Raw genomic sequence first — 22,999 nt, 5'->3', positions numbered from 1 at the left:
CTCCGCATCACCGAGGTTCCCTGAAGAAAGCTGAGGTCCACATGCCCATGCCTCCCGCCCGTCGTACCGTGCTGGCCGCCCTCGGGGCCGGTACCGGCGCCGCACTCACCACGGGCTTCGCCCCCACCGCGGCGGCCTCGTCCGGCGCCGGTCCCCGGGTTGCCCAGGCCCTCGCCGAGCTCGAACGCGAGCACGGCGCACGGCTCGGCGTGTACGCCCTGGAGACGGATACCGGACGGGTTGTCACCCACCGGGCGGACGAGCTCTTCCCCATGTGTTCGGTGTTCAAGACCCTCGCCGCCGCGGCGGTACTGCGCGATCTCGATCACGACGGCTCGGTCCTCGCCCGCCGTGTCCACTACACCGAGGCGGACATCGCCCGGTCCGGCTACTCCGAGTGGACCAAGCGGCCGGCGAACCTCGCAGGCGGCCTGACGATCGGCGAGCTGTGCGAGGTGAGCATCACCTACAGCGACAACACCGCGGCCAACCTGCTGCTGCGCGAACTCGGCGGCCCCTCCGCCGTCACCCGCTTCGCCCGCTCCCTCGGTGACCCGGTGACGCGCCTGGACCGGTGGGAGCCCGAGCTGAACAGTGCCGAACCGGACCGTGTCACCGACGTCACCACCCCGCGGGCGATCGGTCGCACGTACGCCCGGCTGGTCCTCGGCAACGCGCTCGGCAGTGCGGACCGCGGGCTGCTGACCGACTGGCTGTGCGCGAACACGACGAGCGGCGCGCGCTTCCGGGAGGGGCTGCCCGCCGAGTGGCGGCTGGGCGACAAGACGGGCAGCGGCTCCTACGGCACGAACAACGACGTCGGCATCGCGTGGCGGCCGCACGGGGCGCCGCTGGTCCTGGCGGTTCTGACGACCAAACCCGCGCGGGACGCGGAGCCGGACAACGCGCTGGTGTCCCGTACGGCCAGGATCCTGGCGGCCCGTACGGGACGTTGACGTCGGCCTCCCCGACGCGCGCCGGCCGGAATCCGGTTACACCGGGCGGGCGGCGGCCGGCTCGGGGGCGAGGGCCAGGAAGTCGTCATGGGTGCGGACCCGGACCCCGGGCCGGTCCTCGGCCAGCGCGGCGATCATGGCCGCGGCGAGCCGGCCCGCGGGCACCGGCCGGTAGCGGCGGGCGGGCCCGGCCAGCAGTGGGGCCAGGACGGTCGCGGCGGAGCTGCCGAGCCCCTCGCCCCCGCGGTGAGAGGGGCGGCGGCCGAGGATGAAGGAGGGCCGGAAGAACTCGGTCTGGGCGTAGCCCAGGGCCGCGACCCCCGCCTCCATGTCCCCCTTGACCCGCAGGTAGAACGCCCGGCTACCGGATCCGGCGCCGACCGAGGAGACCACGGCGATCCGCTCGGCGCCCGCGCCCCGGGCCAGCTCGGCCACCCGCACGGTGTGGTGCTGGTCCACCTCGCGGAAGGCCTCCTGCGAGCCGGCATGCCCGATGGTGGTGCCCAGCGCACCGTACACGTCCGTCTCGCCCGCCCCGGGCGGCAGGTCGTCGGCCCCGAGCTTGGCGAAGTCCACCACCCGGGCGTCCAGCCGCGGGTGTTCGAGACCGAGCGGGCGGCGGGCCAGCACGGTGACGCGGTCGTAGCGCGGGTCGCGCAGCAGCCGCGCCAGCAGTTGTCCGCCGACCAGTCCGGTGGCTCCGGTCAGGAGCGCGCTGCGGGTCATCGGGGTCCTCTCCGCCGCCGGCGGCCGGCCCGCCGGAGTCCCCGCAGGATGTCACATCCGGGCGGCTGCCCGGGCGACCGCCAGGACCTCCGGGTCAGGGCCAGGCGCCTGCGAAGTCGATCCGCTCCGCCCACTCCGGGTGGTCTATCAGCGGATTCCGGTTGCCTTGCATCTCGGCTATCGCCGCGTTGCGGTGCTTCTCGTAGAGGCCCGCCGGATTGTCCCTGTGCCAGTTCAGCAGCAGCTCGAGGCCGGCCCGCTGGAGTTCGCGTGCCTCGTCGCCGATCTTCCCGGGGTAGCGGAGCAAGAAGTAGAGGGTCGCCCTGGCGACCGGCCCCTTGCCCTCCGAGGGCTCGAACCTACCCGCCTCCCGGCGTCCGCAGCTGTGCTGAACGGCCTCCTCGAAGTCCGGGAAGTCGAAGTAGGGGATGTTCCCGCGGAAGCTGTTGCACGTCGACTCACAGGCGAAGAGATGGTGCAGGTCACCGCGCATCGGCTCCTTCTTGGCGAACCAGGACTGGGGCACGACGTGTTCGCAGTTGAAGGGCAGCGACGCCTCCAGGAGGTCGAGTTCGGCTTCGAGGGCTTCCGGGCCGGGTGCGCTCTCGTGGAGCAGGAACTCCTGCCAGCGCCCGATCCGAGCCGCCTCCACCGCCGCGTCGGCCTTCATGAGCTCCTCCGGGGCGAAGCCGTTGTCCGAGTAGATTCCGTGGAGCGTCTTGTCGGGGTGCAGGTCCACCCACGGGTAGAGCAGACGTATCGGCTTGTACGCGGGCCGGCGCTCGTGCGTCGACTCCAGACGCTCCGTCAGCGCGAGGCGCAGAGCGACGGGGTCGTCGGCGCTGATGCCCGCGTAGTAGGCGTTGCGCGCCGTCAGGTCCGCGGCCTCGTCGTAGTAGGGGAGCGTGCTGGAGGCCGCGAGGTTGACCAGGGCGGCTGCCAGGTCCCGCTCGGCGGGCGACTGGCCGTCGATGTTTCCGATTCCGGCCGGCGAGCCGACGTACGACGAGGCGGCCGCGGGGGGCGCCGGCGCCGCACCAGGTGACACTGCCGCCTGCTGCAGGGCATCGGAGCCGAGGCCGACACTGATGTGCAGGGGGACGCTCCAGCGGACGGACCCCGTGGCCTGCTGCGTGTTCTGGGGCGCGCCGCCGTTCACCCGGTCGGACAGGACCGGGGGCGGCGGGACTTCCACGGCGTGCAGGGACGAGCCGGCCGCCAACAGTTCCGCCCGGAGCGTCGCGGCGGCGCCGGACAGGGCGAACTGTTGGACCACGGCGAGGATGCGGCTGATCCGCACGCCCTCATTGGCCTTCCAGTCCACCCGGTGCTCTCCCATGCTCGGATGCCAGCGGGTTCCGTCGACGGCCAGCACGTTGCCGTCGCGGTCCTTGCGGGGCACACCTGAGTGGTGCAGCGCCACGACCTCCCATTGGTCGTTGAACACCGGGGCGCCGGAGGAGCCGTGCGCCGTGTCGGCCGAGTAGTGCACGTAGTCGTCCAGCACGTCCACGATCTGGTTGTCCCGGAGGGCGAGCTGCTTCGGCTCGCCGTTCGGGTGCTGGATGATGTTGACGAGTTCACCGATGACGGCCTTGCCCTGAGCTTCCTTGAGTGGAAGTCTTCCGAAGGACGCGAGCGGCCGGCCGTCCCGGGAGCGTGGGGAAACCGCCACCACGGTGAAATCGAGGTCACGGTGGGTGACGAAGAAACTCTGCGGCTCGAGCTGGAACACGACCGGAAGCAGCGGTCGCCCGTCCGCGCTCGCCTGGAAGTTGAACTCGACGACCCCGGCGGCCGCCTCCTCGGCGGAGCCCAGCACGTGATTGTTCGTCATCAGCAGAGAGGGTGACACCAGGAAACCGGTTCCGTGGAGGGACGACCCGGGGCTCCGGACGGTTATTCGACCGACCGAGCGTGAGGCGAGGAAACCGCCTTCGAGGTAGTCGATTCCGATGAGGTCGTTGCGGCCCATGAACCGCTCGAGCGTCAGCAGGTCGGTACTGACGAGCTCGCGGTCCAGATCAAGGCTGGTACCGGTCGTGGCGGTCCCCGGCGTGCGCTCGACCGTTGTGGCCAGGGCCCAGTCGACACCCAGGCGGTTGAGTCTGCTGTTCACCCGCTCCCGGGTGTCGGCATAGAGGATGCCGTGCCGTTCGAGCGCCTCCCTATGGCTGTCGCGTTCAGCGGCACGGGCTGCGTAGCGCCGGCTGGCATCCTCCATTTGCTCCATGAAACCCTTGTCGACCTGTGACAACCGCTCCACTGTCATCTCGGCTCGCCTCCTCGGCCGCAGCCTTCCGCGCTCAGATGCCGGAGTTCCCCTATTTCAGTATGGGCACAGAGCCTGGGTACCCGCTCAGCCGAACACGGGGACGTCCCGCAGTGGTTGTAGCGTCAATCTTTGAACATTCTCTGAACCGGGGAGGCGATGGTGCTGAGCAGGGGCCTGCGGTGGGCCGCGGGCGTGGTGGCCGCGGTGTGCACGGTGCTGATCCTGGGCCCCAGCGCACCGAGCGGTGGTGCCACCCCCGCCGGGCCGCTGCCGCCCGACGCCGCCGCCGAGGTCGTACCGGACCGGGTCGGCACGTGGAACATCTGCAATCCGTGCGGCGGGAGCAGCCAGAACTTCGGCCGGGCGACGGAGATCGCCACGCACGCGCCGCAGGTCATCGGCTTGCAGGAGGCGTGCGTCCGTGACGTCGAGCAGATCCGCACATACCTGCGGGAGGTCTACGGGCTGGTCTACCGGGTCGAGTACGGGACGGTCCTGCGCAACTGGAACCGCTGCGGGGGGCTGCCGTGGCGGCCGGGCGGCTTCGGCCAGGCGATCCTCTCGGCGGCGCCGATGACGGACCGGGTGAGCGTCGAGTACCCCGACGGCGGCTCCGAGGACCGTGGGTACCTGGCCGTCACCACGCTGGTGGGCGGCCGGCCCGTACGCGTCTTCAACACCCACCTCGCCCAGCGCCGGCAGGGTGAGGTACGAGCGGGCCAGGTGGCGGTGCTCGCCGCGGAAGTCGCCCGCCACGACCGTGCGATCGTCCTCGGCGACTTCAACGCCGTGCCCGACGGGCCCGAACTCGGCCCGATGTGGGCGCTGGCCACGGACACGGACCCCGGCTGCCGCCCCTCGACCACCGGCGCCTGCACAGCGACCACCGATTGGAACAGCAAGTTCGACTACGTGTTCCTGCGCGGCATCACCCCGCGCACGCACCGCGTCCACCCCAGCCCCTACTCGGACCACCACGTGCTGCACACCGACCTGAACCTCGGCTAGGCCGCTTCTCGGTCCAGCGGTCCGCGTGGAGGAATCACATGCGAACAGCGGTGAGGTGGTAGGTCGTGTCGACCCAGAACCCGCCGGTCGTGCCGCCCTTGATCTCCAGGACGTACTGGCCCGGCATCAGCGGTGCCGTACCCGTCCAGATGCCCCATGCGAGATGCATGCGGAGACCCACGCGGAAGGGCGGGGCGGTGAACTCGCGCAGGTCGAGGGGGACGCCGTTGAGGAAGGCCTTCGCCTCCGCCACGTCGAGCTTCAGCGGCTTGCGGGAGTGGAGCTTGGTGTGCTGGATGTTGAGCACGGGGAAGAACAGGGGCCGGCCGGAGGGCACTTCGCAACGGCGGACCACGCGACCGCCGTAGGTGCCGGCGAGGAACCACAGGTCGTCGGGCTGTTGCCAGCCGGCGTGCTCGCCGGTCATGTCGGAAACCGGGCTCCGATCGTCGGGGGCGGAGAGGGCCCACTGCCACCACCGTGCGGCCAGGACACCGCCCTCCTGGTCACTGACCTGCCAGGACCCACCGTTCGCTGCCATGCGGTCCACGGCCCTCACCCTCCCCGGGAAAACTGCCTCGCTGTCCGACTGATCGGTCCGGTAAACCCTACGGGGTCATGTCCGGCGCGTAGCAGGCAGGGACGGTAGCGGTGGTCGGGGGCTGGTACCGATGAGGATTCCGGCCGCCATGCGCACCTCGACGCCGGCCGTCGCTCCAGACCGCCGGCCTTCATGCCCAGGAAGCCTTCGCCCCCTGGAACGCGCGGAGTTCGACACCGGGGGGCCGGGCTCGGACACCCATCAGACATCCCACGGGCCGCCTCAGATCGCTGGCATCGCCCGAAGAGCGTGTACACGGTCTCCCATGGCCCATATCTCTCGGGCACGTCCCGCCAGGGCGAACCTGTCCGGGCCCGCCACCAGATCCCGTCGAAAACCTGCCGCCGATCCCGCGGCTTGCGTCCCATCCGCGGCAGTGGCGGCAACACCGCTTCCAGCCGCTTCCACTGTGCATCCGTCAGATCACCACGAGACATTCGAAGATCGTTTCACAATCTTGATCACCCCTCGAACGTGCCTCAGCTCGGAACCTGGGACTCGACTTCTTGTTTTCGCGCCGACGACCTCCGGAAGATCACCTGCTTGCCCTCAACCGCACTTGAGGTCGTACGTTCTCTGCACGACCTGCACGGCGCGCAGGCTTCGCACCGAAACGCCAGGAGGGGACATCCCATGACGACCCAGCAGATCTCCGACGCCGAACTCGCCGGACAGCCCGCCGCGTACTGGACCGGCGTCGCCTACGAGGCGCTCGTCGCGTACACCCGGGCCCAGCAGGCCGAAAAGGGCTACACCCAGCCCCAGTTCTGGCTGCTGCGCCACCTGTCGGCGAACGACATCTCCCCCGACGGCGAGGGGATGACCCTGCCCGAGCTGCGGGAGGCCATGACCTCCTACATCCGCCCCGACGACGATCTCGCAGCGGAGGCCGAGGTGCTCCTGGAGCGCGGCTGGCTGACCCGGGACGCCGACCACCGGCTGTGGCTCACCGAGGAGGGCGAACAGGCCCGCGTCGACCTCGCGCGCAACGCCCCCGCGATCCGCGCCGCCCTGCACGAGGGCATCGACGACACGGACTACGTCACCACACTGAAAGTGCTCCAGCAGCTGATCCGCAACGCTGGCGGGACGGTCGCCTGATAGGCCACCGGTCCCCAACTTCCCCCATGCGGCAAACACTGTGACCACATCTCAAACACGCCCCAGCCGGCTGGATCCGGGCCTGAGAAAACCCGTTGGCCGCCCGCCGTAACGGCTGCGACGATGCTCCCTGATTCTTCCGCGGGGGACATTTGTTCTTTTTCGTGTGCGTTGGGTGCGGCGCAAGGCTGACCAACCCGCTTTCCCAAGTCGAGCTGCCGGTCCATGCCCACCAGAAGTACGGGAACGGGATTCAGCTCCCGGTGCTGATGGAGCCGGGCACATTCGCCGTGGAGCCGGAGCCCTGGGGGCCGCCCTGGCGGCGGTGGGAGGACCTCGATCCTGACGAGGCTGCGGCACGCGGCATTCACGCTCCGGTCTACGCCCTGTCCGACGGCGCACCCGGCAGCATCGCCATCGCACCCGGGGATACCCGCGGCACCGTGCTCGTCCCCGAGAAGGCCGGCGGCTACTGCTGCGGCCTCGACGGGGGCGAAGGCCCCAACATGGCCTGCGAGGCGTGCGGCCTGCCCGTGGCGAGCCGGATCGACGACTGCTCACTCTGGCAGGCGGTCTGGCTCGCGCCGGACGCCGTGCACCGACTCCCCGTCCACAACGCCGACACGGCGATTCTCTCCTGGGCGGAACTACTGGAGGAGGGGAAAGCCACTCCCCCGATCGAGCCGATCGCCAGCTGGGGATCACTGCTCGGGCTGAACCACTGGTGGTCATGGAGCCCGCAGTGGGAGGCGGCAGCCGGCCGGGCCCTGGCCCATCTGCTGGCAGCCTCGGACGGCCGACCGGTGACTGTCCCGCCCGGCCTGATCGCGGAGGTGTTCCAACGCGCCCTCGACGCCCTGCTACCCGCGGTCCGGCCCGCTCGGCGCGCCGTCCTGGCCGGACCGGGACTGTCCGCCCCCGAACCGGACGCCGACATGATCTTCGTGCCGACCCACCCGCAGACGGGGGAGCCCTGGAGCCCGGCCGGCCCGGCCGCATCGGCACACCCGGTACCGCTGCCGTTCGGGATATGGATGTGGATGGCCTTCCCCGAACCACACCTGCACCTCCCCGTGTCAGGGACCATGCCCGAGGGAGTTCTGCGCGACGACCCACCCGCACCGCGCCCCCATTGCCTGTTCCGGGCCGACCCGCGAACGTTCCAGCACATGCTGGTCCGGCTGCCGGCCGTCCGCAGCCCGTGGCTCCGCGAGATCCTCGAGAACCTCATGCAGCACACGCGCGCGGGCCTCTTCTAGCCGACGGAGAAGGGGAGCCGGTAGTCACCAGCACCGGCACCAGCGGCCGTTGGACCACGGAAGGTGAGCCAGAACCAACTCGGGCTCCGGCTCAACTCATGGCGGAGCGGCCGCAGTACACAGGTTCGGCCAGAACCCGTTCTCGTGGTCAACGCCACTACGGATCCTTGCTGCGGCCCGGTACGCCCGGCCCGGTGTCCAGGTGCCCGTGGGCGGAGTCGTCGGTGGGGAGTGGTCGGCGGGGTGGTCGGGTCCTGGGGCACGTCGAGGACGAAGTCGAAGGTGCCCGCCTTACCCGGCCCGGCCTGGCGCAGGTGAATGGACCACCCCACCGGGGCCCGGATGGGAGCGGCCGATCGCGGCCCGGCCGCCATCGGTGGCCGCGTGCGCCAGTGGCGCCGGGCCCGCTCGTATCCCTCGACGAACGCGTCCACCGCCTGCTCGACGGCAGCCAGCAGCACGGACGGCGAAGAAGGCGGCGGCGCGACCTGCTGGGCCGCGGCGGGCACAGGGGGTCAGGCGGGCATGGGCAGGAGCAGCAGCGGGGTGCTGGTGGGCCGGGGGGAGCCTCCGGCGGGTTCGACGGTCAGTCCGACGGCGCTCGCCCGTGCGGGATCACCGGTGAGGACGACGATTCCATCGCGTTGGATGAGTCCGGCGGGCCGCATGGCGCCGTCCTGGGCCAGCCATAGCTGGTAGGTCCTGCCCGCTCCCGGGTCGGGCAGGTCGGCGGCGCTGAAGACGGCCTTGTTGAGCCGGTCGGAGGCGACCACCGTGGCCAGGGCTCCGTGGGCGGTGCGGCCGTGCGCGGTGCGGGCGTCGGGTGCGGCGAGCACCGCGGTCACCTGGTTCAGGCGTTGATCGCTCTGTACGGCGCGGCGGTCCGCCTCCTGACTCTGCTGGTGCTGCCAGGCGGCGATGCCCGCGCTGGACACGGCGGCGAGCAGGCTCGCCGCGATCGCGAGGGGCCCGGCCTTCGTGCGCAGCGCTGTCCACCGCGTCCTGCGGGTCGGGGAGGCGGGGAGGCGCGGGGGGAGTTGCCGGGTGCGGTCGATGCCGGAGAGCACGGCCGGCTTCACCGACTCCGGGGGTGCCTGTGCCGTGGCGGCGGCCATCCGTGCGGCGGTGGCCTGGAACTCGGCGACCTCGGTGCGGCAGGCCGCGCAGTCGGCCAAGTGGGCGGTGAACGCCTGCTGCTCAGTGTCGTCGAGGGCGTTCAGGGCGTAGGCGGCGCTGAGGGCGTGCGGGTCGTCGCGGTGCTTGTTCATGCGGTCACCCCCATGCAGTCGCGAAGCCGGATCAGCCCGTCGCGCATGCGTGTCTTGACCGTCGGAAGGGGTGTTCTCAGCGCGGCGGCGACTTCACGGTAGGTCAGGCCCCCGTAGTAGGCCAGGGTCACCGCCTGCCGCTGCGGTTCGGTCAGCCCGCGCAGGCACCGGCGGACCTGCTCGCTCTCCAGGCGGGTCTCGACCTGCTCGGCCACCTCGTCGAACGGGCGCTGCTGCTCGCGTGCGGCGGTGGTGTGCTCGCGGTCGGCGGCTGCCTGCGCGGAACGTACCCGGTCCACCGCACGACGGTGGGCGATGGTCGCGGCCCAGGTGGTGACGCTTGCGGCGTCGGGGCGGTAGCGGGCGGCCTGCCGCCACAAGTCGATCATCACCTCTTGGGTGACCTCCTCGGACTGGGCCCTGTCCCGTACGACCTTCAGCACGATCCCGAACACCACGGGTGCCAGGGCGTCGTAGAGGGTGGAGAACGCCTGCTTGTCACCGCGGGCCACCTTCTCCATCACCACTGCGAGATCTGCGCCGGGTGTGGCGTGGCGCCCGAAGCGCACGGGCTGGCTCACCGCCCGGCCCGCCGGGCCGACCGACTGCAGCGGCCGGTGGCGTCCGGCCGGGGACGGGATGTCCATCGCATGGAAGTCCTTCGCTGTCGAAAGCGGCCGGACCGCCGTACGGGCCGGCCACGGGTTCGGTCTGCTGGTTCTTCGTAGCGGATGCCCGTATCGGATGGGTTCCTTCTCCGGCGTCTGGGGCCGCACGCCACCGTGGTGGCGGGGGACGCGGCCGGCAGGGCGGGGGTGCGGGTAGCGGCCGTCGGCGCCGCCACCCGCACCGGGTCAACACATCGAAGGGTGTTCATCTGATCGGATGAGGCGCCCATCCTTGCCGCCGGCGGTGCCGAATGGCGGGTGTGACCACACTCCGCGAACGCCTCACCCACCCGGCCGCCGGCATGCTCTGCGGGCTGCTGGCGGCTGTCACCGCGCTGGCGGTCGCGGAACTCGCGGCCGCGCTGACCAGGCCGCGGGCCGGGCCGGTCAACGCGGTCGGTGCGGCAGCGATCGACCTGAGCCCCGCCACGGTGAAGGACTTCGCGATCCGTGCCTTCGGCGAGAAGGACAAGCTGGTTCTGCAGCTCGGCATCCTTACCGTCCTCGTCCTGTTCGCGGCCCTGCTGGGCATGGCCGCCACGCGCCACCGGCACACCGCGGCCGCCGGGGTCGGGCTGTTCGGTGTGGTGGGCTCGCTCGCGGCGCTGAGCCGCCCCGATGCCGGCGGCCCGGTCGACGCGCTGCCGTCCCTGGCCGGCGCCGCGGCAGGCGCGGGAGTGCTCCACTGGCTGGCCGGGAAGGCCGCCCGGCTCGTGCCCGCCGCCGTCAGCGGTGACGGAGCCGGGTCGGGGCTGAGCCGGCGCGGGTTCCTCACCGCCGCGACGGCCACCGCGGCCGCCTCCGTCGCCGCGGGGGTACTCGGCCGGTACCTGACCGGGCGTCGCGGCCGGGGCGCCGCCGCCTCCCGGCAGTCGGTCCGCCTGCCCGCACCCGCGTCACCGGCCCCCGCCCTGCCCGGGGGGACACAGCTGCCGGTCGCGGGAATCAGCCCCTTCACCACCCCCACGGCGGACTTCTACCGTGTCGACACCGCTCTGGTCGTGCCCGAGGTCGACGCCTCCACCTGGCGGCTGAGCGTCCACGGCAAAGGCGTCCGCACCCGCCTCCACACCTTCGACGAGCTGCTCACCCGCCCTCTGATCGAACGCGACATCACTTTGACCTGCGTGTCCAACGAGGTCGGCGGCCCCTACCTCGGCACCGCCCGCTGGCTCGGCGTCCGACTCACCGACCTCCTCGACGAGGCAGGCGTGCGGCCGCCGTCGAGGGGCGGCAGGGCCGACCAGCTGGTCGCACGCTCCGTCGACGGCATGACCCTCGGCTCACCCCTGGAAGACGTCATGGACGGCCGCGACGCGATGCTCGCCCTCGGCATGAACGGCCGGCCGCTGTCGTTCGAACACGGCTTCCCCGTCCGCATGCTCGTCCCCGGCCTCTACGGCTACGTCTCCGCCTGCAAGTGGATCACCGACATCGAGCTGACCACCTTCGACTCCTACGACCCCTACTGGGTCAAACGCAAGTGGGCCCGGAAAGCCCCGGTCAAGACCCAGTCCCGCATCGACACCCCCAAGCCGTTCGCCCGCCCCACCCCCGGCGCCGTTCCCGTCGCCGGAGTCGCCTGGGCCCAGCACCGCGGCATCACCCGCGTCGAGGTCCGCATCGACGACGGCCCCTGGCAGGACGCGGACCTCGCCCCGCAGGCCTCCCTCGACACCTGGCGCCAGTGGTCCTACCCCTGGCAAGCCACCCCCGGCGGACACACGATCACCGTCCGCGCCACCGACGGCACCGGAACCGTACAGACCGAACAGCGCACCCGGACCGTCCCCGACGGCGCGAGCGGCTGGCACAGCGTGTTCACCTCAGTCACCTGACCCCGTCCCCCAAGCCCCCACCCCCCGATCCCCGAAACGCCGGCCCACCGGGGCAAGGCACACCACCAAGGAGAGAAACCCGTCATGAGCACCACCCTGAAGCTCCGCCGCACCGCGATCGCCCTGGCCACCGCGGCCGTCCTGCCGTTCTCCCTGGCCGCCTGCTCCTCCGACGACGGAAAGGACAGCGCGGCGCCGTCCGCCTCCGCGGACAGCGGCAACGGCTCGATGAACCAGGCACCCGCCCAGGGCGCCGACGCCACGCTGACAGGCACCCCGTTCGGCCCGGCCTGCGCCGGCGTTCCGAGGGAAGGCGCGGGTTCCTTCGACGGCATGGCCAAGGCCCCGGTCGCCACCGCGGCCTCCAACAACCCGGCCCTCTCCACCCTGGTCGCCGCCGTCAAGCGGGCCGGCCTGGTCGACACCCTGAACAACGCCAAGGACATCACCGTCTTCGCGCCCACCAACGACGCCTTCGCCAAGATCCCGAAGGCCGACCTCGACAAGGTCCTCGCCGACAAGGAACAGCTGACCAAGATCCTCACGTACCACGTGGTGGGCCAGAAGCTCACCCCCGAGCAGCTGCAGAACGGCAGCTTCGAGACCCTCCAGAAGGGCATGGTCACCACCAAGGGCTCCGGCGAGTCCTACAAGGTCAACGGCACCGCGTCGGTGGTCTGCGGCAACGTCGGCACCGCCAACGCCAACGTCCACATCATCGACACCGTCCTCATGCCGAAGTAACCCCGGCCGGCCAACGCGGGGCCGGACCAACCCCCGGCCCCGCCGCCGCACGTCCCGGCCGGATCGGCCAGTCGTCCTACGGCCCTCACGACAGCGGCCGCCGCCCGGCGAGGTTCTCGACGGTCAGGGAACGGAACGGAACGGGACCGGGGACGGCGCCGCGCCGACGGCGGTCGGTCGGGCCGCCCGGAACGGCTGGTCCGCGGTGACCGGTACGGCGACGGAGGGAACACCGGCGCGCAGTGCCGCGGCGGAGGTTCCCGCTCCGGAGTGGTGCACGACGGCGGCCGGACGCGGGAACAGCGGGGCGTGGGGCACGCCACCGATGGTCAGGACGTCGTCCCCGTCGGCGGCGAGTGCGGCGCTGCCGGACTGGAGCACCACACGCAGCCCGGCCTGACGCGCGGCCCGCACCGCGATGTCGCCGAGCCGTGAACGGCTCCAGCTATCGGCAGGGCTCCGACCCGGCGCTAGGGCCTGTTGCGAAAGAGAACGCTGAGGTAGCGCTAGCTGCGGAGCTGGATGAGCTGTCAGTTGCGCCCCTGCTGCCCGGAGGATCTCAGCAGCTTCGGGGTGAGGTCCGTTGTTCGCCCAGTCCAGCGGGGACTTGCCTGTGCCGTGATCTTCGCGAAGGTTGGGATCGGCGCCATGTGCCAACAACTGCCGGATCGTTTCCGTGTGCCCCCAGCAGGCGGCTGCGCACAGCGGTGTGCCTTCCGCGCCGAGGCCGCGGCTTTCGGCGTCGGGAGAAGCTCCGGCTTCCATGAGCAAACGAGCTATCTCCGCCTCGCCCTGCACCGAAGCCAGGTAGAGCGGAGTGGTGCCGTCACTGTTCCTTCTCTCTGGGCTTGCTCCGTTGCACAACAGGGCCTTCGTGTGCCTGGCGTCGCCTGCCAGGACTGCTTCGAAGAGGTGGCGGGAGAGCTTCTTCTGCTTGTGCTGCTTCATAGCTGGTGAAGCTAGCGATCATGAGTACGCCGGAGCTACTCATATCCACTCGTTGATCGCCGCGACCAGCACAGTGGCTTCGTAGCGGACGGCGAGCTTGTCGTATCGCGTGGCGACAGCGCGATGTCTCTTGAGGCGGTTGATCCCGCACTCGACCGCGTGGCGCTCGCGGTAATCGACCGGGTCGAAATGCGGCGGCCGGCCGCCGCGGGAACCGAGCTTCTGGCGGTTGCGCACCTGGTCGGCCTTGTCCGGGATGGTGCAGCGGATCCCGCGGCGGCGCAGGTAGGCGCGGTTCCTGCGGGAGGCGTACGCCTTGTCAGCCCGCACGCGATCAGGACGGACACGTGGCCGTCCCGGTCCGAGGCGGGGCACGCGTACCTTTTTCAGTACGGGTTCGAACTGCGGCGAGTCCCCGCGCTGTCCTGCCGTCACTACGATCGACAGAGGCTTTTGGCCTTGCTCGACGGCCAGGTGGAGCTTGGTGGTGAACCCGCCGCGCGACCGTCCCAGCCCGTGATCATCAGGCTCGGTGAAGATGCCGCCCGGTGGTTCCTTCTGCAGGTCGCCCTGCTTACGGGCCCCGGCCGCGTGCTGATGGGCGCGGCACACCGTGGAGTCGACGCTCAAGTCCCAAATGATCGCGCTTTTCGCGTCGGCCAGGGACTGAAGCCGGGTGAGGATCCGGTGCCAGGTGCCGTTCCGCTGCCATCGGCGGAACAGGTCGTAGACCCGGTTCCACGGTCCGTATTCAACCGGGATGTCTCGCCACGGAACTCCGGTTCGGACCCGGAACCGTATGCCGTCGATCAGCTGGCGTCGAGACCAGACAGGTGGCCGCCCCACCCTGGCGCCATTCGGCAACAGCGACCCCAGTACTGCCCACTGCTCGTCTGTGAGATCTCCCCGCCCCATGACCAGTGATCATTCACAACCTTAAGATCCACTTTCGATACACGCCCTAGCTGACATTGATGGTGAAGGTGGATACGCTGCCGTCCGCCTTCGTCAGGGTGACCGGCCCGAAGGTGATGATCACATATGAGGAGTTGGCTCCGGGGCCCTTGTAATACCCGGTCGCCCCGGTGACTCGGAATGCCAAGGCTGCGAGCGTCGAAGCCGTCTGCTCGTCGGCGTCGATCTTGGGCTGGGCCAACCCGGGGTGCCCGTTGGCCTCCGCCCAATCGCAGAAGCTGCGGGAGTCGCGGCTCATGTCGGGGAGGAGGCTCTGGTTGGCCCAGGCCCACATCCACGAGCCGGCCCGCGGAGCGAAGCTGCCCAGGACCTGCGCGGACGCAGTCGCGGTCTTGTCGGGGAAGGTCCAGGTGATGACGCCGGTCGTCTGGTCCAGGTCCCAGCGGTCCGCCGAGCCCAAGCCCCAGGACATGTGAGCCCGGCCCGCCTGCTCGATCATGTCTTCGCCCTGCAGCAGCAGCGCGCTCAGGTCGGTTCGCTCCGCAGTCTGACCTGCGCTGTCCGCCTTGTTGGCCCGCTTGAACATTTCCATGCCGCGGAGTCTGCCAGACCCCTCCGACCAGACAACGATGCCCCCGCACGGCTGCCGTCACAGAAGCGACATGGTGCGGGATTCTGCGACCAACCAGGCCGGGGAATCACGTGACCGTCCACAGCCGCATCGTGTGGCTCACATCACAGGACCTTCGGTGGCTGGCGCGCCACTGCTGCTGCCCGGAAGACGCATCACCCGAGGAGCAGGACCGGTGCGGCTGCCTTCGATTCCGAGCGAGCGCCGCCCTGCACAAGCACGGCCAGCCCGACTGATGCTGCGACGGCTTCTCGAACAGCCGCGACGGGACAAAAGACTCTTCAAGCCCTGTCACGAAAAGGGATTCGGCGCGAGGGGATGGCGAAGTGGGAATGAATCAGGAGCCGAAGGCCTGGTACAGCGCCAGAACCTTCTACAGGTGGCCGACCTCGGAAAGCAGGCCCTACGAGGAGCGTGTCGTGCTGTTCCGGGCACGGTCCCTCGACGAGGCCATCGAACTGGCCGAGCGGGAGTCGGCCGAGTACGCCGGGGAGAGCGGCTTCGAAGTCCTCGACATGGTGCAGGCACACCGGATCTCCGACGGAGACGAGGAGGTGGGCGCGGGTACGGAGGTGTTCTCCAAACTGCATGCGCTGGACCTTCCGGCGAACGAGTTCCTCGACCGCTACGACTCGGGACCGGCACACACTCAGATCAGTGAGCGTTTTCAGCTTCGCCACTCCAGGGTGACGCCGCGGCCCTCGCTTGAGCCTGGAAGCCCCTCGGCTGGGCCCGCCGGGCGCGGTGGGTTGTCTGTGAAAAGCCGCGGGCGGTCACTTCGCTGAGGGGCCGGTCCTGCGCTTCGGGGCGGAAGGTGATTGTGGGGGAGGGATGGAACGCATGCTCGAAGTACCATCCCTGCAAGGTTCTCCGGCCGGTACTTCCCAACCTCCGCAGTGGCGTAGTCGGACGGGGACATCCCTGTAGAGAGGACAGAGGGCAGAGGGCGATGAGTGTGACTGAGAGTTGGTCGCGTGTGATGAGCCTTCTTCGAGAGCACGCGCCGGCCGATCACGCGGATCTGCCGGGGCCCGCTACGGAGCAGATGCTCGCGGCAGCCGAGGAACGGATGGGGATCTCCCTTCATGGGGACCTGCGGACGTGGCTGTTGCAGAACAATCTGGATCTGCCGGAGGAAGACGTCGACGACGACGTGATGTGCTGCGGCTTCGACGGGTTCCCCGACGAGGGAAGCTTCTTTCTGGGCATCCGGGCGATGGAGAGGCTCTACGCGAATCACCCCTTGTCCGGTGGGAGCGAATGGCGCGAGGAGTGGATCCCGTTCCAGTCGGACCGGGACGGCTGGATGGGACAGTTCATCGACGCGAGGGACGGACGTATCGGCAGATGGTTCGTGGGTGCGCCCACGGTCACCGGCGAGTACGCGTCACTGGCTCACTACTTCGACTCCGTGGCGGAGATGCTGACGAGGATCGGCGCGGGGGACTATCCGGTCTGTTCCGTTGCCGAAGGGCGACTTGTCTGGTCGTGAGACGGTTCCCAACTGGATGACGGCCATTGCCAATCCGTCCTCACCCTGGAACGGCAATGAGATGCATCAGCGTTGACGTTCCAGGGTGAGGACGGCTGCGGCGATGACGGTCATCCGGTTGGGGCTGCAGCGGGCCCGGCGCAGGGTCTGCCAGGACTTGAGTCGCGCGATGCTTCGTTCGACCGGTGCTCGTGCCGCTGACAGGGCTCGGTTGATCGTCTGCTGGATTGTGGTGAGGTCCTGGCCGGGAAGCCGTCTGATGGGCGTGGTCACCCAGGGGCCGGCCCCGATGTAGGCGCGGTCGGCGAGGACGGGAACGCCCTGGCGTTCGCAGATCCGGATGATGCGGTGGGTGCGGGCGGCGGTCAGGTCGTGGGTGCGGCCGGGCAGCGCGGGCGAGATCCATAGCAGGTTGTCCGCGGGATCGGCCACGACCTGCACGTTCACGCCGTGGCGGCGGTGCTTCTGGGAGAAGTCGGCCCGGCTGTCGCCGACCCGGTCGCACTCGGCGAGCGTCCCGTCGAGCAGGACGTGATCAGGATCCGTCTCGCGCAGGACCCGCAGCAGACCGGGTGCCCGGCGGGACAGGTGGTTGACGACGGCCGTGACGTAGGCGTGGGCGGTCCCGACGGATATGCCGAAGCCGGCGGCGATCTGCGCGAGCGTCTCGTGCCGGCGCAGGTAGACCAGGCCGACGAGGGCGCGCTGGTGGGGCGGGAGCTTGCAGCGTCGGTCACCCTCACGGGTGACGATGAGCATCGATACCCACTCGACCAGAGCGTGCGGCAGGTCGAGTGCGGCAGGACGGGGGACCAACGAGGTTCCTGTGTTGATGAGTTGAGACGTCAAGCACTTATCTCAACGGCACGGGAGCCTCGTGCGTGCGGGACGCTGGCCCGTCACCCGATCAGTGGCCACTCTGAAAGAGCTCAGTGAGTGATGTCGTTCACGGCGCTCGGCCCGGCACCCCGTCGATGGGCCTGCCCGAGCAATTCGGCTCCTGGAGAGGCCCACGCGGCGGGCTACAGGACCCGAGCGGTGATCGCGCAGCCCGCCAGCCGGGCTGCCAACCCAACCGCAAGGCTCTAGTCGCCGGGCGCCATTTCCGCCCTCCAGGCCTCGGGGCTGCGGTAGTGATGGCGATGTCCCGCGGCGAGCACCCGCCGCAGCGGGGCCAGGTGCTCGGTTCCGGCGGGGAGGTCCAGCCGGTCCAGCAGGGCGAGCGCCGGCTCCGGTTCGAGCTGCCCGTACACGTCGTGGTAGCTCGCCAGCAGGGCCCGGAAGACGGCCGGGTGCAGCACGGGTACCCGGCCCGCCGCCTCGTAGGTGGCGGCCTTGGCCTTCCACGGCACTGGGCCGGAAGCCTCCAGGACGCGGCGCGCCCGGCGCAGCAGCGGCTCCGGGGCGCCGGGCAGCAGCCGGTCGCGGTCGTTGCCGAGCACCTCTGCGAAGGCCTCCTCGGCGGTCTGCCAGACCTCGAACCAGTCGAACCAGAGCGAGTCGGTGATCGCCGGGTACTCCCGGACGGCTTCGAGCCTACGGCGGTAGCCTCCCCAGAGCAGCTCCGCAGGCAGCGGTCCCTCGGGCCCGAGGTGCGCCGAATGGACCTGTCCGGTCACCAGGAAGTGACCGCCGAGCAGGTCCATCAGCCCGAGTGCCACCCGCAACCTGCCCGCCAGGCCGAGCCCTTCGTCGGTGAAGGCCATCGAACCGAGCCCGTTGCACAGGTCCTCGCCGGTGAGGTTCTCGGCGGGGGGCTCCGCGTCGTACCAGGCGTCCTGCCCGGTCTGCGTGATGCCGTCCTCGGCGAGCCAGCGCCGGGCGACCTCGCCGTCCGGTACGTCGGCGAGGAACGCGGTGACGGCACCGGTGAACTCCTCCGGGGCGGCGGCGTGCACCAGATGGCCGACCGGGATCGTGGTGAGCCGGGCGTCCGGGACCCGGCGGACGAGCTCGGCGAGGGCCTCCTGCGGGATGTGGCTGTCCGGGCCGCCCGCCACCACCAGGGTCGGGGCCGTGATCAGGGACAGGCCCTCCAGCCAGGACGGGTCGGGGCGGTCCAGCTGAGGCCGGACCGCGAGCACCATCGCCCAGTCGAAGGCCAACTCCCCCTCGGGCCGCACCGGAGCGACCGGCTCGCGGGGGAGTGGCGGCGGGGCGTCCTCCAGGATCAGCCGGACCACCCGCCACGGGCTGTGCTGCGCGACCAGATACGCGACCACGCCGCCCATCGAGTGGCCGACCAGGTCCACGCGGTCCAGGCCGACGGCGTCCAGGAAACCCAGCACGTCGTCGCGCATCAGCTCCAGCGAGTACGCGTCGGTCCGCTCGCTCCGGCCGTGCCCCCGCAGGTCCAGGGCGTACACCCGGCGGTCCTGGGCGAGTGCGTCCCGTACGAGGGCCCACTCGTCCGATGTCTCGCCCAGCGCCGGCAGCAGGAGCAGCGGGTCGCCGCCGGCCGGGCCGGCCACCTGGTACGCCAGTCGGACGCCGTTCACCGTGAGGGTGTGGTGCTCTGTCATCCGGCCGACAGTACGCGCAGCCGCCGCGCAACGGCGTGGACGGGTGGCCGCACGGGCGCCGCACGTTCCTGGAGCCCCCTGATGCGGCGTCCAGGCCCGGGCCGTGCCTCAGCCCGTGCTTCGCCTTGCGGCGGGAGGCTGTCGGTGGCGGTTCGTAGGCTGTCCGGGTGAACGTCGATGATCTTTCCTGGCAGGCGCGCACCCTGGGTGGCGTTCCCCCGCGTCTGGTCCGCAGTCGCTGATCCGGACGGCCCGCGAGCGCGGGGACTGGCACTGCGCGCAGGCCGCCGCGCGGGCGTTGTGCACGGCAGGCGAGTTCGAGCAGGCCCTGGAGCTCATGGACCCGTTCACGGACGTCGGCTGGAGGGCCGCCCGGTGGCTGACCGCCGAGATCATGATCCGGCAAGGCCGGGATGCCGAGGGGCTCGCGATGATGCGGCCACACGGAGCCGAACTGGGCGACGGTCACGTGTGCGCCCGCTACGCCGAGCTGACGGTGAAGGCCGGCCGGGTCGACGAGGCCATCGCTGTGCTCACGCCCCATCTCGGTGAGCCCTGGCTGCTGCAGCTCCTGGTCGATGTGACCGAGGGCCAGGACAAGGACGACCAGGTCCTGACCCTGCTCGCCCAGTCGGAGCAGAGGGCAGGCTACGAGTGGCTGAGCCGGCCGGACCGAGGGATGGTGCTGCTCTCGACCGCCCGGGTGCTGGAACGCGCTGGGCGTGCCGACGAGGCGGTCGAGGTCCTGCGCGCCGAGATGGCGTCAGGCCGCCGCCACTCCGTCGACTTCCCGCAGGAGTACGCGCAGCTCCTGGCCCGGCAAGGCCTGATCGAAGAGCTGGCGGCACTCGTCGCCGACCAGCCCCACCACACCGTCGCGGTGTACGCGAAGGCATGGGAGGACCTGGGACGGGCGGCCGAGGCCGAGACACTGCTCCGCGGACTGATCGAGGCCCACGGCCGGCCTGGCGACCGTGCGGTGCTGATGCATCTGCTGGTCCGCCAGGGACGGATCGACGAAGCCGTCACGACCGGCCGTCCGGCCTATGACTCCTACGACTGCCGGAACTCCATCCACTGGGCGCTGGAACTGCTCGTCGCTGACGGCCGGCCCGAGCGGGCACTGGAACTCCTGAACGGGCTCACCGGTGCGTGGGCCGAGGGCCACCCGGACGACGTCCGCCACCTGCGGCTGTGGCTGCTGGGCGAGGTGCGGCGGGCCCTTGGATCAAGGTTCCGACCAGCGGGCCCGTGCGCCGACTCCCATGCCTGCGCCGGCATGGTTCCCCCCAGGACCCTCAACACCACCTCTGCGCTTCCTTGACCCAACAGTGCTGGTTCAGCAGAAATGGCGGCACTCCGTCGAGGACAGTGCCGCCTCTGTCACGTCAGAACGACACAGCCCCGCCGCTCCAACTCGCTGACGAGCGGTAGTGCGGGATCGACCTCGTTCCAACGCAGATCCAGCTTTTCCAGCGATGGCATCAGGGCGAGCCAGTCGGGCAGCCGGCAGAGGCGGTTGCTCCGCAGGTCGATCTGGCGCAAGCGCGGGAGGCCGGCCAGTGACTCCGGTACTGCGTCCAGACAGTTCTCGCGCAGGTCCACGTGGCGTAGTTCGAGCAGGTCGGCTGCCGACGTCGGCAAGTGCTCGATGGCGTTCCCCCGGAGCCACAGCTCACGCAGGCTGCGGAGCTTGCCGACGGCCTCGGGCAGGGTGGTGAGCCGGTTGTGCTGTGCCCTGAACTCGATGAGGCCGCTCATCCCGCCGATGGTCTCCGGCAACGCGGTGAGGGAGTTCTCGCCGACGTTGAGGTATCGCAACCGGGTCAGGTTTCCCAGAGAGTCCGGAAGCTGCGTCAGCTGGTTGTCGTGCAGGTAGAGACATGCGCAGAGCCCGGTCAGCCTGCCGAGTTCCTCGGGCACTGCCGTGAGCGCGTTGTGACCGAGGTCCAGGGTGCTGAGCTGCTGGAGCTGCCCGATTTCTGGCGGGATGGCCGTAAGCCCATTGTCGGCGAGGATCAGCACGTGGAGATCGGTCTGCTGCCAGACCGAACCGGGCGCTTCTCCGAGCTGTTGACGCCACAAGTTCAGCGTGTTCCTCACGGTCATCCTCCCTCATCAACCCGCCGGGGCTCCAAGACGATCACACATCCACAGCTGAAGAGGCCACGATCCCGCTTCTCGATACGGTGCCGGTACCCCATCCCGTCGCATCGCCGGCTGGGCACTGGCCGCGGCGGACTCCGACAGCGGGGGCGTGAGGGCGATCACGATGAGGAGCCCGAAGGCAAGGGCGGCGGTGACCGTGCGGGCGGCCAGGCGGCGGGACGGCAGGCCCGTGGAGAGGGGTGCGAGACCCAGGAGTGGGCGGGAGCGCACGGCCGTCACCCTCTGGTGAAGCGGCCGGCAGCTTCGCCGCCGAGGCGGCCCGCAGGCAGACGGCGGCCGAAGGCGAGCAGGAGGAGGTCCTGGGCGGCTCCGTACACGGGCGCCGCCCCGGCCCCGTACGACCAGTCGATGTCCTGCGCGCACAGCCGCACACCGGTGAGGTCGACGCCGAAGAACTTCAGGCCGCGCGGCTTGAGGTCGTCGAGCAGGACGCGCAGCCGGTCCTCCGGGACGCGCCGGTCGAGCCCGAGGGCGGCCGTGACGTCCAGGCCGTGGACCACGTCGTGGCCGAGGGCGCCTCGGAGCCCGCCGACCGGCGGGGTCCACGGATGGTGGGCGTTGTCGCGGAGGAAGGCGCTGAGCGTGGTGGTGGAGTGGGCGGCGGCGTCCCGGCGGGCGACACGGTCGGTCATGCGGTGGAGGCCCCCGCGGGCTTTGAGCAGTTCGCTCAGGGTGCTGGGGAGGGAGAGCCGGAAGCCCATCGACATGTGGGCGACGACCTCCCGGACGGTCCAGCCCGCGCACAGGCTGGCGGCGTTCCAGTCCTCGGCCGGGAGGGCGTCGAACAGGTCGGCCAGCTCGCGGCGTTCGTCGGCTATGGCGGCCTTGATGTTCATGTGACCAAGCCTGCGGGTGGCAGATCCATATGGCCAATAGATGGTTCTGCTCTCACCTAGCATCATCGGTTATGGAACTCCGCCAGCTGCGCTACTTCGTCACCATCGTCGAGCAGGGCGGCTTCACGCGTGCGGCCGCGCGGCTGCATCTGGCCCAGCCCGGTCTGAGCGCTCAGATACGGCAGTTGGAGAAGGAACTGGGGCAGCCGCTGTTCGACCGTTCGCACCGGTCGGTGACCCTGACCGAGACCGGCCGGGCGGTCCTGCCGTACGCGCGGGCGGCACTGGCCGCCGCGGACGCGGTGCGGGAGACGGCGGACGCGTACACGGGGCTGCTGCGCGGCCGCGTGTCGCTGGGGCTGGTCTCGGGGGCCACGGGGCGTGCGTTCGACATCGCTTCCTTCCTTGCGGACTTCCACGACGCGCACCCGGCGCTGGAAATCGCCCTCACCGAGGACGCCTCGGAGCGGATGCAGGCCGCGCTGCTGGCCGGCGAGCTCGACATCGCGCTCCTCGGACCGACCGAGGAGGCGGCGCCGCCCGGGCTGACCTTCGAGACGGTGATCGACGTCCCGCTGACGGTCGTCGCGGTGGCGGGGGACCCGCTCTTCGAGCGGGCCGGTGGTGCGGACCGTACGGGGGTGCCTCTGGCGGACCTGCGCGACCGGGCGCTGATCTGCCTGCCGCGCGGCACGGGGGTGCGGGCGGCGCTGGAACGGGCCTGCGGGCGGGCGGGGTTCCGGCCGCGGGTCGCCTTCGAGGCGGCGGCGCCGCACGTGCTGGCCCAGTTGGCGGCCCGGGGACTGGGGGCGGCGGTGCTGCCGGCCGGTGAGGGTGGGGGCGGAAGCGGCCCGACCCTCACCGGGCCCCTGCGGGCCCTGCCCATCGTCCAGCCCGGCATCCGTGCCCGCATCGCCCTCGCCTGGCGCTCCACCGGCCCGGCGAGCCCAGCGGCCCGGGCCCTGCTGGACAGCCTGCGCGGGCGGCTGCGGGCCATGTCGGAGGGGGCCGAGGCGCCAACACCCTAAAGGCACACTAAAGG

General features: G+C 70.7%; 21 protein-coding genes and 4 pseudogenes. 10 read left to right on the top strand and 15 right to left on the bottom strand.

What is annotated here, in order from left to right; translation table 11 throughout:
* Positions 1-41 precede the first annotated feature (41 nt).
* A complete protein-coding gene (gene bla / locus ACZ518_RS06030) occupies positions 42-956 on the top strand; it encodes a class A beta-lactamase (RefSeq protein WP_469111788.1) in 915 nt (304 codons plus the stop codon).
* Between the two features lie 36 nt (positions 957-992).
* Here the strand turns inward: bla and ACZ518_RS06025 are convergent, their stop codons facing one another.
* Positions 993-1,682 carry an NAD(P)H-binding protein gene (locus ACZ518_RS06025; RefSeq protein WP_469111787.1) on the bottom strand — a complete coding sequence of 230 codons (690 nt, stop codon included), beginning with the start codon at positions 1,680-1,682 and terminating at the stop codon, positions 993-995.
* Between the two features lie 94 nt (positions 1,683-1,776).
* Positions 1,777-3,906, bottom strand: a complete 2,130-nt coding sequence (locus tag ACZ518_RS06020; RefSeq protein WP_469111786.1) for an endonuclease — start codon at positions 3,904-3,906, stop codon at positions 1,777-1,779.
* Positions 3,907-4,113: 207 nt separating this feature from the next.
* Between ACZ518_RS06020 and ACZ518_RS06015 the strand changes: the two genes are divergently transcribed.
* Entirely contained in the window at positions 4,114-4,965 is an 852-nt protein-coding gene (locus tag ACZ518_RS06015) for an endonuclease/exonuclease/phosphatase family protein (protein WP_469111785.1), read from the top strand.
* A gap of 34 nt (positions 4,966-4,999) precedes the next feature.
* On the opposite strand, the gene ACZ518_RS06010 is transcribed toward ACZ518_RS06015, so the two are convergent.
* Positions 5,000-5,506 carry a hypothetical protein gene (locus ACZ518_RS06010; RefSeq protein WP_469111784.1) on the bottom strand — a complete coding sequence of 169 codons (507 nt, stop codon included), beginning with the start codon at positions 5,504-5,506 and terminating at the stop codon, positions 5,000-5,002.
* Positions 5,507-5,793: 287 nt separating this feature from the next.
* Positions 5,794-6,003 (bottom strand): annotated as a pseudogene (locus tag ACZ518_RS06005) (transposase); the annotation flags it as partial.
* 196 nt (positions 6,004-6,199) lie between these two features.
* On the opposite strand from ACZ518_RS06005, the gene ACZ518_RS06000 reads away from it, so the two are divergent.
* Entirely contained in the window at positions 6,200-6,667 is a 468-nt protein-coding gene (locus ACZ518_RS06000) for a MarR family transcriptional regulator (protein WP_469111783.1), read from the top strand.
* 152 nt (positions 6,668-6,819) lie between these two features.
* Positions 6,820-7,926: a hypothetical protein gene (locus tag ACZ518_RS05995; RefSeq protein WP_469111782.1), complete on the top strand. Its 1,107-nt coding sequence runs from the start codon at positions 6,820-6,822 to the stop codon at positions 7,924-7,926.
* Positions 7,927-8,241: 315 nt separating this feature from the next.
* Here ACZ518_RS05995 and ACZ518_RS05990 read toward each other — a convergent pair.
* The 3 genes and pseudogenes from ACZ518_RS05990 to sigK all read right to left on the bottom strand — a co-directional run.
* Positions 8,242-8,325, bottom strand: a pseudogene (locus tag ACZ518_RS05990) (PucR family transcriptional regulator); the annotation flags it as partial.
* 116 nt (positions 8,326-8,441) lie between these two features.
* Positions 8,442-9,194, bottom strand: a complete 753-nt coding sequence (locus tag ACZ518_RS05985; protein ID WP_469111781.1) for an anti-sigma factor — start codon at positions 9,192-9,194, stop codon at positions 8,442-8,444.
* Entirely contained in the window at positions 9,191-9,841 is a 651-nt protein-coding gene (gene sigK / locus ACZ518_RS05980) for an ECF RNA polymerase sigma factor SigK (protein ID WP_469111780.1), read from the bottom strand. The genes ACZ518_RS05985 and sigK overlap by 4 nt, the downstream gene beginning before the upstream one ends.
* Before the next feature lie 272 nt (positions 9,842-10,113).
* Between sigK and ACZ518_RS05975 the strand changes: the two genes are divergently transcribed.
* Both ACZ518_RS05975 and ACZ518_RS05970 read left to right on the top strand, forming a co-directional pair.
* Positions 10,114-11,700 (top strand): molybdopterin-dependent oxidoreductase, encoded by a 1,587-nt coding sequence (locus ACZ518_RS05975; protein ID WP_469111779.1) that lies wholly within the window; start codon positions 10,114-10,116, stop codon positions 11,698-11,700.
* A gap of 84 nt (positions 11,701-11,784) precedes the next feature.
* Positions 11,785-12,444 (top strand): fasciclin domain-containing protein, encoded by a 660-nt coding sequence (locus tag ACZ518_RS05970; protein ID WP_469111778.1) that lies wholly within the window; start codon positions 11,785-11,787, stop codon positions 12,442-12,444.
* 129 nt (positions 12,445-12,573) lie between these two features.
* On the opposite strand, the pseudogene ACZ518_RS05965 reads toward ACZ518_RS05970, so the two are convergent.
* From ACZ518_RS05965 to ACZ518_RS05950, 4 genes and pseudogenes are all read right to left on the bottom strand, one after another.
* Positions 12,574-13,209 (bottom strand): annotated as a pseudogene (locus tag ACZ518_RS05965) (nucleotide disphospho-sugar-binding domain-containing protein); the annotation flags it as partial.
* Positions 13,192-13,392: pseudogene (locus ACZ518_RS05960) on the bottom strand (ankyrin repeat domain-containing protein); the annotation flags it as partial. The pseudogenes ACZ518_RS05965 and ACZ518_RS05960, both read right to left, overlap by 18 nt.
* A 39-nt stretch (positions 13,393-13,431) precedes the next feature.
* Entirely contained in the window at positions 13,432-14,307 is an 876-nt protein-coding gene (locus ACZ518_RS05955; protein ID WP_469111777.1) for an IS5 family transposase, read from the bottom strand.
* Positions 14,308-14,353: 46 nt separating this feature from the next.
* On the bottom strand, positions 14,354-14,899 hold the full coding sequence (locus ACZ518_RS05950; RefSeq protein ID WP_469111776.1) for a DUF6882 domain-containing protein: 546 nt from the start codon (positions 14,897-14,899) through the stop codon (positions 14,354-14,356).
* Between the two features lie 365 nt (positions 14,900-15,264).
* Between ACZ518_RS05950 and ACZ518_RS05945 the strand changes: the two genes are divergently transcribed.
* Together ACZ518_RS05945 and ACZ518_RS05940 are read left to right on the top strand one after the other, a co-directional pair.
* Positions 15,265-15,723, top strand: a complete 459-nt coding sequence (locus ACZ518_RS05945) for a hypothetical protein (RefSeq protein WP_469111775.1) — start codon at positions 15,265-15,267, stop codon at positions 15,721-15,723.
* Between the two features lie 164 nt (positions 15,724-15,887).
* A complete protein-coding gene (locus ACZ518_RS05940; RefSeq protein ID WP_469111774.1) occupies positions 15,888-16,430 on the top strand; it encodes an SMI1/KNR4 family protein in 543 nt (180 codons plus the stop codon).
* A gap of 66 nt (positions 16,431-16,496) precedes the next feature.
* Here ACZ518_RS05940 and ACZ518_RS05935 read toward each other — a convergent pair whose 3' ends face one another.
* On the bottom strand, positions 16,497-17,246 hold the full coding sequence (locus ACZ518_RS05935; RefSeq protein WP_469111773.1) for a transposase: 750 nt from the start codon (positions 17,244-17,246) through the stop codon (positions 16,497-16,499).
* Between the two features lie 269 nt (positions 17,247-17,515).
* Complete coding sequence (locus tag ACZ518_RS05930) at positions 17,516-18,952, bottom strand: alpha/beta fold hydrolase (protein ID WP_469111772.1); 1,437 nt, start codon at positions 18,950-18,952, stop codon at positions 17,516-17,518.
* Between the two features lie 337 nt (positions 18,953-19,289).
* Between ACZ518_RS05930 and ACZ518_RS05925 the strand changes: the two genes are divergently transcribed.
* Positions 19,290-20,276 (top strand): tetratricopeptide repeat protein, encoded by a 987-nt coding sequence (locus ACZ518_RS05925; protein ID WP_469111771.1) that lies wholly within the window; start codon positions 19,290-19,292, stop codon positions 20,274-20,276.
* Positions 20,277-20,335: 59 nt separating this feature from the next.
* Here ACZ518_RS05925 and ACZ518_RS05920 read toward each other — a convergent pair whose 3' ends face one another.
* Positions 20,336-21,061, bottom strand: a complete 726-nt coding sequence (locus ACZ518_RS05920; RefSeq protein WP_469111770.1) for a leucine-rich repeat domain-containing protein — start codon at positions 21,059-21,061, stop codon at positions 20,336-20,338.
* Positions 21,062-21,336: 275 nt separating this feature from the next.
* Positions 21,337-21,957, bottom strand: coding sequence for a maleylpyruvate isomerase family mycothiol-dependent enzyme (locus tag ACZ518_RS05915; RefSeq protein ID WP_469111769.1), 621 nt, complete (start codon positions 21,955-21,957; stop codon positions 21,337-21,339).
* A 71-nt stretch (positions 21,958-22,028) separates the two neighbouring features.
* Between ACZ518_RS05915 and ACZ518_RS05910 the strand changes: the two genes are divergently transcribed.
* Positions 22,029-22,985, top strand: a complete 957-nt coding sequence (locus ACZ518_RS05910) for a LysR family transcriptional regulator (RefSeq protein WP_469111768.1) — start codon at positions 22,029-22,031, stop codon at positions 22,983-22,985.
* Positions 22,986-22,999: the final 14 nt, after the last annotated feature.

This window comes from Streptomyces sp. NPDC033966 (genome assembly GCF_055575955.1).
The sequence above is the reverse complement of the archived record's forward strand: the minus strand, read 5'-3'. Positions and strand labels throughout refer to the sequence as shown.

Excerpts from the sequence above, each read along its gene's own strand:
- ACZ518_RS05930 (WP_469111772.1), bottom strand. The coding sequence starts at position 18,952 with ATGACAGAGCACCACACCCTCACGGTGAACGGCGTCCGACTGGCGTAC.
- ACZ518_RS06015 (WP_469111785.1), top strand. The coding sequence starts at position 4,114 with ATGGTGCTGAGCAGGGGCCTGCGGTGGGCCGCGGGCGTGGTGGCCGCG.
- ACZ518_RS05970 (WP_469111778.1), top strand. The coding sequence starts at position 11,785 with ATGAGCACCACCCTGAAGCTCCGCCGCACCGCGATCGCCCTGGCCACC.
- ACZ518_RS06010 (WP_469111784.1), bottom strand. The coding sequence starts at position 5,506 with ATGGCAGCGAACGGTGGGTCCTGGCAGGTCAGTGACCAGGAGGGCGGT.
- ACZ518_RS05940 (WP_469111774.1), top strand. The coding sequence starts at position 15,888 with ATGAGTGTGACTGAGAGTTGGTCGCGTGTGATGAGCCTTCTTCGAGAG.
- bla (WP_469111788.1), top strand. The coding sequence starts at position 42 with ATGCCCATGCCTCCCGCCCGTCGTACCGTGCTGGCCGCCCTCGGGGCC.
- ACZ518_RS05985 (WP_469111781.1), bottom strand. The coding sequence starts at position 9,194 with ATGAACAAGCACCGCGACGACCCGCACGCCCTCAGCGCCGCCTACGCC.
- ACZ518_RS06020 (WP_469111786.1), bottom strand. The coding sequence starts at position 3,906 with ATGGAGGATGCCAGCCGGCGCTACGCAGCCCGTGCCGCTGAACGCGAC.
- ACZ518_RS06025 (WP_469111787.1), bottom strand. The coding sequence starts at position 1,682 with ATGACCCGCAGCGCGCTCCTGACCGGAGCCACCGGACTGGTCGGCGGA.
- ACZ518_RS05920 (WP_469111770.1), bottom strand. The coding sequence starts at position 21,061 with ATGACCGTGAGGAACACGCTGAACTTGTGGCGTCAACAGCTCGGAGAA.
- ACZ518_RS06000 (WP_469111783.1), top strand. The coding sequence starts at position 6,200 with ATGACGACCCAGCAGATCTCCGACGCCGAACTCGCCGGACAGCCCGCC.
- ACZ518_RS05925 (WP_469111771.1), top strand. The coding sequence starts at position 19,290 with ATGGACCCGTTCACGGACGTCGGCTGGAGGGCCGCCCGGTGGCTGACC.
- ACZ518_RS05915 (WP_469111769.1), bottom strand. The coding sequence starts at position 21,957 with ATGAACATCAAGGCCGCCATAGCCGACGAACGCCGCGAGCTGGCCGAC.
- ACZ518_RS05950 (WP_469111776.1), bottom strand. The coding sequence starts at position 14,899 with ATGGAAATGTTCAAGCGGGCCAACAAGGCGGACAGCGCAGGTCAGACT.
- ACZ518_RS05910 (WP_469111768.1), top strand. The coding sequence starts at position 22,029 with ATGGAACTCCGCCAGCTGCGCTACTTCGTCACCATCGTCGAGCAGGGC.
- sigK (WP_469111780.1), bottom strand. The coding sequence starts at position 9,841 with ATGGACATCCCGTCCCCGGCCGGACGCCACCGGCCGCTGCAGTCGGTC.
- ACZ518_RS05955 (WP_469111777.1), bottom strand. The coding sequence starts at position 14,307 with ATGGGGCGGGGAGATCTCACAGACGAGCAGTGGGCAGTACTGGGGTCG.
- ACZ518_RS05975 (WP_469111779.1), top strand. The coding sequence starts at position 10,114 with ATGGCGGGTGTGACCACACTCCGCGAACGCCTCACCCACCCGGCCGCC.